At 64.8% G+C, this 5,823-nt stretch carries 6 protein-coding genes; all 6 read left to right on the forward strand.

The genetic code is table 11. The features are described 5' to 3' along the window. A partial coding sequence (gene urtB, locus WCB02_RS22230; RefSeq protein ID WP_423961458.1) for an urea ABC transporter permease subunit UrtB occupies positions 1–1,203 on the forward strand: 1,203 nt, incomplete at its 5' end. After that, a complete protein-coding gene (gene urtC / locus WCB02_RS22235) occupies positions 1,200–2,294 on the forward strand; it encodes an urea ABC transporter permease subunit UrtC (RefSeq protein WP_423961459.1) in 1,095 nt (364 codons plus the stop codon). The genes urtB and urtC, both read left to right, overlap by 4 nt. Beyond that, positions 2,294–3,022, forward strand: coding sequence for an ABC transporter ATP-binding protein (locus tag WCB02_RS22240; RefSeq protein WP_423961461.1), 729 nt, complete (start codon positions 2,294–2,296; stop codon positions 3,020–3,022). Before urtC ends, WCB02_RS22240 begins: the two co-directional genes overlap by 1 nt. 2 nt (positions 3,023–3,024) lie before the next feature. Further along, complete coding sequence (gene urtE / locus WCB02_RS22245) at positions 3,025–3,717, forward strand: urea ABC transporter ATP-binding subunit UrtE (RefSeq protein ID WP_423961463.1); 693 nt, start codon at positions 3,025–3,027, stop codon at positions 3,715–3,717. Between the two features lie 22 nt (positions 3,718–3,739). Next, positions 3,740–4,678 carry an acetamidase/formamidase family protein gene (locus tag WCB02_RS22250; protein WP_423961465.1) on the forward strand — a complete coding sequence of 313 codons (939 nt, stop codon included), beginning with the start codon at positions 3,740–3,742 and terminating at the stop codon, positions 4,676–4,678. A gap of 154 nt (positions 4,679–4,832) precedes the next feature. Continuing rightward, complete coding sequence (locus WCB02_RS22255) at positions 4,833–5,471, forward strand: aspartate/glutamate racemase family protein (RefSeq protein WP_423961468.1); 639 nt, start codon at positions 4,833–4,835, stop codon at positions 5,469–5,471. Positions 5,472–5,823 lie beyond the last annotated feature (352 nt).

Consider the following 5,823-nt stretch of genomic DNA (forward strand, 5'->3'; position numbering starts at 1 on the left):
GCCGCGTTGCGCACGCTGGAGCGTCAGGCCGCGAGCCTGCCCGAGCAATTGTTCGAAGCGGCGATTCGCGAGGAAGCCGATCCTGGCCTGAAGGCGCAGATCTCGGCGGTGGCGCAAACCGCGGCGCTGAATTCGCCGGACCCGGCCAAACGCATCGCGGCGATCGGACGCATCGCCGACAGTGCCGACCGGCGGGCGCTGGCGCTGATCGCGCCGCTTGCGAATGACAAGGCCTACGCCGCCAATCCCGACTTCAAGCGCGCCGTCGATGCCGCCAATCGCGCGATCGGCCGCGGCATCGCGATCGGCAATGCCTTGGCGACGCTCTACAACGGCCTGAGTTTCGCAAGCATCCTGTTCATGGCCGCGATCGGATTGGCGGTCATCTTCGGGCTGATGGGCGTGATCAATCTGGCGCAGGGCGAGTTCATCATGCTGGGCGGCTACGTCACCTGGCTGGTGCAGGAAGCGTTGCGGCAGCTCGCGCCGGCCCTGGTCGAATGGTACCTCATCATCGCCATTCCCTTCGTCTTTCTGGTCACGGCCGCGATCGGCATCGTGCTCGAAGCGATCCTGCTGCGTCACCTCTATCGGCGTCCGCTGATGTCGCTGCTCGCGACCTGGGCCGTCAGCCTGTTCCTGATCAATCTGGTGCGCGTGACGTTCGGCACCCAGAACCTGCAATTCGTGACGCCGTTCTATGTCACCGGCGGGGTGCCGGTGATTGGTGACTTCATCTTTACCTGGAATCGCATGTTCGCCATCGCCTTCGCGGTCCTGACCTTGGGACTGACCTGGGCCTTGATGCAGATGACGCCGCTCGGTCTCAACATCAGGGCGGTGACCCAGAACCGGGCGATGGCCGGCTGCATTGGCATTCCCGTGCGGCGCGTCGACATGCTGGCCTTCGGGCTCGGCGCCGGCCTTGCAGGTCTTGCCGGCCTCGCGCTCGCCCCGATCTACAGCGTCAATCCGCAGATGGGCCAGAATTTCATCATCGACAGTTTCATGGTGGTCGTGCTCGGCGGCGTCGGCACGATCGCGGGCACCATCGTCGCGGCACTCGGGATCGGCCAGATCAATGTCCTGATCGAGCCGTTGTGGGGCGCCGTCGCGGCCAAGGTGATCGTGCTGCTGATGATCATCGGCTTCCTGCAATGGCGGCCGGAGGGATTGTTCGCGCTCAAGGGCAGGCGCAAATGAGCGCGCTGTGGGCGGACCGGCCGTTTCTGGTCGTGCTGGCGACCGTGCTCGCGGTGGCCGCGCTGCTCCTGATTTCGATCGTAGTTCCATTCGGCCTGTCGGCGTATTTTGCCAACGCCATCGGCCAGCTCGCGGCCTTCGCCGTGCTCGCGCTCGCGCTCGACCTGATCTGGGGCTATCTCGGCATCCTGTCGCTCGGGCATGGCCTGTTCTTCGGCATCGGCGGCTATGTGGTCGCGATGCATCTGCTGAAGCGCTCCTTCGAGGTCACCGGCAAGGTGCCGGATTTCATGCAGTTCATGGGCTGGAAGGATTTCCCGTTCTATTGGGCCGGTCTCGGCTTCTTCTCTTATGCGATCATCGTCGCCGCTGTCGGGACGCTCCTGATCTCCGGCGTCTTCGGCTATGTCTCGTTTCGCTCGCGGGTCGGCGGCGTCTATTTCGCCATCATCACCCAGGCGCTGGTCTATGTCGCCATGCTCCTGATGTTCCGCAACGATACCGGCTTCGGTGGCAACAATGGCATGACCGGCTTCACCATCATCTTCGGCTGGCCGATCGGCCAGAGAGGGGTCGTCATCGCCATGGCCGCGGTCTCGGTCGTGGTGCTTGCGCTGGCAATGCTTGGCTGCCGCAGGCTGCTGCAAAGCCGTTTTGGCGTATTGATGATCGCGACCCGGGACGACGAGGTGCGGCTGCGCACGCTCGGTTACGACACGCTGCTGCTGAAGCTTTTGATCTGGTGCCTGTCGGCGCTGGTCGCGGCGCTGGCGGGGATGCTTTACGTGCCCCAGGTCGGCATCATCAATCCGGGCTTGCTGTCGCCTGATTTGTCGCTCGAAATCGCGGTGTGGGTGGCGATCGGCGGCCGCGGTCATCTCACCGGCGCGGTGATCGGCGCGGTGCTGGTCAATGCACTGAAATTCTGGCTGTCCGCGGCTGCTCCCGAGCTCTGGCCCTTCATCCTGTCGGGCCTGATCGTGCTGGTCGCCCTCGTGTTCCCGAACGGGCTCATCGATCTCGCCAGCTTCAGATTGCAGCGGCCGTTGATCTCGCGGCCGCTTGCGTCCGAAACGCCGGAGCTGCGCTGATGGGCGGGACCGCGCTGGTGATCGATGCCGTCACCGTGGAGTTCGGCAGCTTCCGGGCGATCGACAGGCTGTCGCTCGCGATCGATTTTGGCGAGGTGCGCGCCGTGATCGGGCCGAACGGGGCGGGCAAGACCACGCTGCTCGACGTGGTCTCGGGGATCACGCGGCCGAGGCAGGGCAGGGTGATCTTCGGCGAATCCACCGACCTCGTGCGCGCCAGTGAATCCGAGATCGCCCGCGCCGGGGTTCGGCGAAAATTCCAGAAGCCGAGCATCTTTGACGGTCTGAATGTACGTCAGCACATCGAGATCGGCGCACAGGGCGGCTTGCGCCGAACGCTCGCGAAAGGCGCGCTCAATCGTCGCGCCGACGAAGTGCTCGAAGCGATCGGCTTGTCCGGTCTCGCCGGGCGGTCCGCGTCCGAGCTCGCGCACGGCCAGAAGCAATGGTTGGAGATCGGCATGGTGCTGGCGTCAGATCCGAAAGTCCTGATGCTGGACGAGCCGGTCGCCGGCCTCACCGACGAGGAGACCGAGCGCACCGCGGTGCTCGTGAAGAACCTCAAGCGCGACGACCGTGCGATCGTCGTTGTCGAGCATGACATGGATTTCGTCGAGCGGATCGCCGACCGGGTGACCGTGTTGCACGAGGGCAAGACCGTGTTCGAGGGCTCGATGGCCAATGCCAGGGCCGATGAACGCGTCATCGACGTTTATCTGGGACGGTAGCAGTGCGTTTCCGCGTCGAAAGCCTGGACCAGCATTACGGCAGCGCGCAGGTGCTGCGCCAGGTCGGATTCGAGATCGCGCCGGGCGAGTGCCTGGCCGTGCTCGGCCGCAACGGCGCCGGCAAGACCACGCTGCTGAAATGCCTGATGGGCGTGCTGCCGGTGAGCCGCGGCCGCGTGCTGGTCGACGACACCGAAATATCCGGATGGGCGTCGCATCGGCGTTCCGCCGCCGGGCTGGCCTACGTCCCGCAGGGCCGTGAGATCTTCGCGGAGCTGACGGTCGGCGAGAACATCGAGGCGGCGGCGCGGGCGCACGGCACCTTCAGTGCCGAGGTGGTGGAGGAGATGGTCGAGCTGTTTCCGGTATTGAAGCAGATGTGGCGGCGTCCGGGCGGCGCGCTGTCGGGAGGACAGCAGCAGCAGCTCGCGATCGCGCGCGCGCTGGTGACCCGGCCGGGTCTTCTGATCCTCGACGAGCCGACCGAGGGCATCCAGCCCAATCTCGTCGCCGCCATCAGGGACATTCTGGCGGCCTTGAAGGGAAAAATTTCGTTGCTGCTGGTGGAGCAATATCTCGACTTCGCGATCAGCCTCGCCGATGCTTTCGTGGTGCTGTCGCGCGGCACGGTCGTGGAGGCGGGCCGGATGCAATCCTCGAGCCGTGAGCTCCTGACCCGCTACATCTCGATCTGAAGGACAACAACGGAGAAAGCCCATGTCCCGCCGCCATGAGATACCCTCGTCGCCCGAAAATATGGTTTGGGGCTACCTCGACAGCGCCACGCCGCCGGTGCTCGAGATCGCGTCCGGCGATACCGTGACGCTGCATTCCTTTCCGGCCGGCGGCAAGGAATCGCTGCCGGAGGACAAGAGCCTGGTTCCAGCCGACTATCTGCTGGCGCTCGACACGCTGGTGCAGGGCCCCGGACCGCACTTCATCACCGGGCCGGTCTACGTCAAGGGGGCAAAGCCCGGCGACGTCCTGCAGGTCGACATCATCAGCGTGAAGGTGCGCCAGGACTGGGGCTTCGTGTCGATCCTGCCGCTGCTCGGCACCCTGCCGGACGAGTACACCGATTACGAGACCATCCATCCCAAAGTCGATCACGACCGCAATGTCTGCGTGATGCCGTGGGGCACCGAGATTCCGCTCGATCCGTTTTTCGGCATCATCGCCACTGCGCCGCCTCCGGCCTGGGGACGTTGCGGCTCGCCGGTGCCGCGCAGCTTTGGCGGCAACATGGACAACAAGGAGCTGCGCCCCGGCACCACACTTTATCTGCCGATCTTCAACGAAGGCGCGCTGTTCTTCGCAGGCGACGGGCATGGCGTGCAGGGCGACGGCGAGGTCTGCATCACCGCGCTGGAAACCGGCGTGACCGGCACGTTTCGTCTCACCGTGCGCAAGGACATGGAGCTGTCCTGGCCGTTCGCCGAGAGCGCCACGCATCTGATGTCGATCGGGCTCGACGAGGATCTCGACGACGCCGCCAAGCAGGCGGTGCGGGAAATGGTCAAGCATATCTGCGAGCGCACCAATCTGTCGCGCAACCAGGCCTACATGCTGTGCTCGCTGGCCGGCAATCTGCGCGTCACGCAACTCGTCGACGGCAACAAGGGCATTCATATGCTGCTGCCGAAATCGCTGCTGTGAGCTGTGAGGGCGCATCTCGGGGCTCAGGGCGGCAAGCGCCGACTCGGCCAGGCGAGACCAAGGGGACGCTTGATGTAGGCCCGCGCTTTGGGCGATAAGGGAGCGGCGCTGCGGGTTGCGACGACCCGCCGCGTTCGCAACCGGACCCGCACGCATGCGCATTGCCCTGATCCACGCGCTCAAGCACTCGATCGTGCCGATCGAGGCGTCATTCACGAGACTTTGGCCGGATGCACGCCTGATGAACCTGCTTGACGACAGCCTGTCGGCCGATCTGGCGCGCGACGGCCGGCTCACCGATGTCATGACCGAGCGATTTCTGGCGATCGGCCGTTATGTGGCCTCGACCGGCGCTGACGCCATCCTGTTCACCTGCTCGGCATTCGGCCCGTGCATCGAGGCGGTGGCGGACGCGCAGGCACCGATTCCGGTGCTCAAGCCGAACGAGGCGATGATCGAGCAGGCCGTCCGGCAAGGCCGCAGGATCGGCCTGCTCTCGACGTTCCCGCCGACGCTGGCTTCGATGCCGCGGGAATTTCCATCCTCCGTCGAGATCGTACCGAAGCTTGCGGAGGGCGGCATGGCGGCGCTCGATCGCGGCGATCGCGCCGAGCACGATCGTATCGTGATGGAGGCCGCCAAGGACCTGCGCGGTTGCGATGTGATCGCGTTGGCGCAGTACAGCATGGCGCCCGCGGCGGCGCTGGTTGCCGAGGCGACGGGACGACCGGTTCTGACCACGCCGGACAGCGCGGTGCAGAAGTTGAAAGCTGTGTTGTCTGCGACGGCTTGACCCGCCTCCTGCGTTACGATCGCCTTATACCCTCGAAAGATAACTCATGGCTTGTGTCGCCAGGCGCAATCCAGATCGCTCCCGACCCATCCTGGCTGCGGGGCATTCGCGTCGACAATGCCAGTTGGCCAGCGGCGTCAGCGTCTCTCGGTATCGACATCCGAATGCAACACGCGCGGGCCTGCAGGGTCCCCTTCACGGTCCATTCGAATTGCACTGGTTAGTCTGAGCTTCCTTCTTTTAGCATCGATAAAGGTTTGATCCCTCAGCTGTTTTCTGAGAGCGCGGGTACCGTTACTGGGTACGATCCGGGTTGACGGCGAGGAGTTCGAAGGCGCGCTGCTGGACGGGT

The organism is Bradyrhizobium sp. (genome assembly GCF_049581145.1).
Taxonomy (GTDB): Bacteria; Pseudomonadota; Alphaproteobacteria; order Rhizobiales; family Xanthobacteraceae; genus Bradyrhizobium.

Excerpts from the sequence above, each read along its gene's own strand:
- urtC (WP_423961459.1), top strand. The coding sequence starts at position 1,200 with ATGAGCGCGCTGTGGGCGGACCGGCCGTTTCTGGTCGTGCTGGCGACC.
- WCB02_RS22240 (WP_423961461.1), top strand. The coding sequence starts at position 2,294 with ATGGGCGGGACCGCGCTGGTGATCGATGCCGTCACCGTGGAGTTCGGC.
- WCB02_RS22250 (WP_423961465.1), top strand. The coding sequence starts at position 3,740 with ATGTCCCGCCGCCATGAGATACCCTCGTCGCCCGAAAATATGGTTTGG.
- WCB02_RS22255 (WP_423961468.1), top strand. The coding sequence starts at position 4,833 with ATGCGCATTGCCCTGATCCACGCGCTCAAGCACTCGATCGTGCCGATC.